The organism is Streptomyces spongiae (assembly GCF_009377185.1).
GTDB classification, from domain to species: Bacteria; Actinomycetota; Actinomycetes; order Streptomycetales; family Streptomycetaceae; genus Streptomyces; species Streptomyces spongiae.
Genome location: NZ_VJZC01001011.1, coordinates 1 through 1,734, shown reverse-complemented (window position 1 = coordinate 1,734; position 1,734 = coordinate 1). Strand labels below are relative to the sequence as shown.

Sequence of the window (1,734 nt, the reverse complement as noted above, 5' to 3'; positions counted from 1 at the left end):
CCCACCGCCCCCGTCGCAACCCTCTGAAGCCTCACCGGTCACAACGGTCCCAGTCGCACCGTGCCACGACACGCCCGGCCGGGGCCCGCCCGGTTAGCTAACAGGCCGATAACCGAAGACATATCTCTGCGTCCGCTCCCTTGACACCCCCGCACGAACCGACGACTCTTCAACACATCACTTGTGGGAGCGCTCCCACACTACCTGACACATACACAACCCGCACGTTCCCCGCCCGAGCCGCAGCATGAACAAACGGGTCCAACAACGCAGTTGGCCGGGGGGCCGGCACGTCAGGGCAACAGGAGGACGCAATGCGAGGACGTACCCTCCCCCACTCTCGGCTGGGTTCGAGAGGGGGCAACACCCGCCGCACCGCCCGCAGGACGGTGGTCCTGGCGGTGACCGCCGCCATGGGCGCCGGTCTGCTGGCCGGCTGCGCCGACGACGGCGGCAGCGACAGCAGCTCGTCCGGGGACAACAAGGGCAAGACCGTCGTCAAGCTGGGACTCTTCGGCGCCTTCGGCTACAAGGAGGCCGGGCTCTACGCCGAGTACGAGAAGCTCAACCCGAAGATCAAGATCGAGGAGACCGTCACCCAGCGCAACGAGAACTACTACCCGGCGCTCGTCAACCACCTCACCACCGGCGCGGGCCTGATGGACATCCAGGCCGTCGAAGTCGGCAACATCAACGAGGTGGTGAACACCCAGGCGGACAAGTTGGAGGACGTCTCCAAGGCCCCCGGCGTGAAGTCGAGCGAGTGGCTGGACTGGAAGTGGCAGCAGGCCACCACGAAGGACGGCCAGACGATCGGCCTCGGCACCGACGTGGGGCCGGTGGCGATCTGCTACCGCAAGGACCTCTTCAAGGAGGCCGGGCTGCCCACCGACCGCGAGGAGCTGGCGAAGCGCTGGGCGGGTGACTGGAAGAAGCTGATCGACGTCGGCGAGGAGTACCAGAAGAACGCCCCCGAGGGCACCACCTTCATGGACTCCCCCGGTGGCCTGATGAGCGCCATCCTCGGCAGCGAGAAGGTCAGGTTCTACGACGAGTCCGGCGAGGTCATCTACAAGTCCAACCCGGTCGTCAAGGAGTCCTTCATGATGACCGCCAAGGCCGCCGAGGACGGTCTGGTCGGTTCCCTGGCCCAGTTCCAGCCGGACTGGAACACCTCGATCGCCAACAGCAAGTTCGCCGCGATCGCCTGCCCGCCGTGGATGCTCGGCACGCTCAAGGAGCACTCGAAGCCGGAGTCCAAGGGCAAGTGGGACGTGGCCGTCGCGCCGAAGTCCGGCAACTGGGGCGGTGCCTTCCTCTCCGTGCCGAAGGCAGGCAAGAACACGAAGGAGGCCCTGAAGCTGGCGGCCTGGCTGACCGCTCCGGAGCAGCAGGCGAAGCTGTTCAAGGTGCAGGGCAACTTCCCGAGCGCACCGGGCGCGTACACCACACCCGAAGTCACGGGCGCGACCAACGAGATGACGGGTGACGCACCGGTCGGCACGATCTTCGCCGAGGCGGCGAAGACGACCCCCGTCCAGGTCATCGGCCCCAAGGACCAGATCATCGGATCGAGCCTGAACGACAACGGCCTCGTCCTGGTCACCAAGGGCAAGTCACCCGCGGACGCGTGGGAGACGGCCACCAAGACCATCGACAACAAGCTGGAGAAGTGACCGGTATGGCCACCCGGCACGACACCGCCGCGCCCCCCGGCAAGGAGGGGGGCGCGGC

1 protein-coding gene is annotated in these 1,734 nt (G+C 66.8%); it reads left to right on the top strand.

Annotated features, from left to right (window positions below; all coding sequences use genetic code 11):
* Positions 1-314 precede the first annotated feature (314 nt).
* The gene (locus FNH08_RS49680; protein WP_152778576.1) at positions 315-1,676 is read left to right on the top strand and encodes an ABC transporter substrate-binding protein; all 1,362 of its coding nucleotides are present in this window, start codon (positions 315-317) and stop codon (positions 1,674-1,676) included.
* Positions 1,677-1,734: the final 58 nt, after the last annotated feature.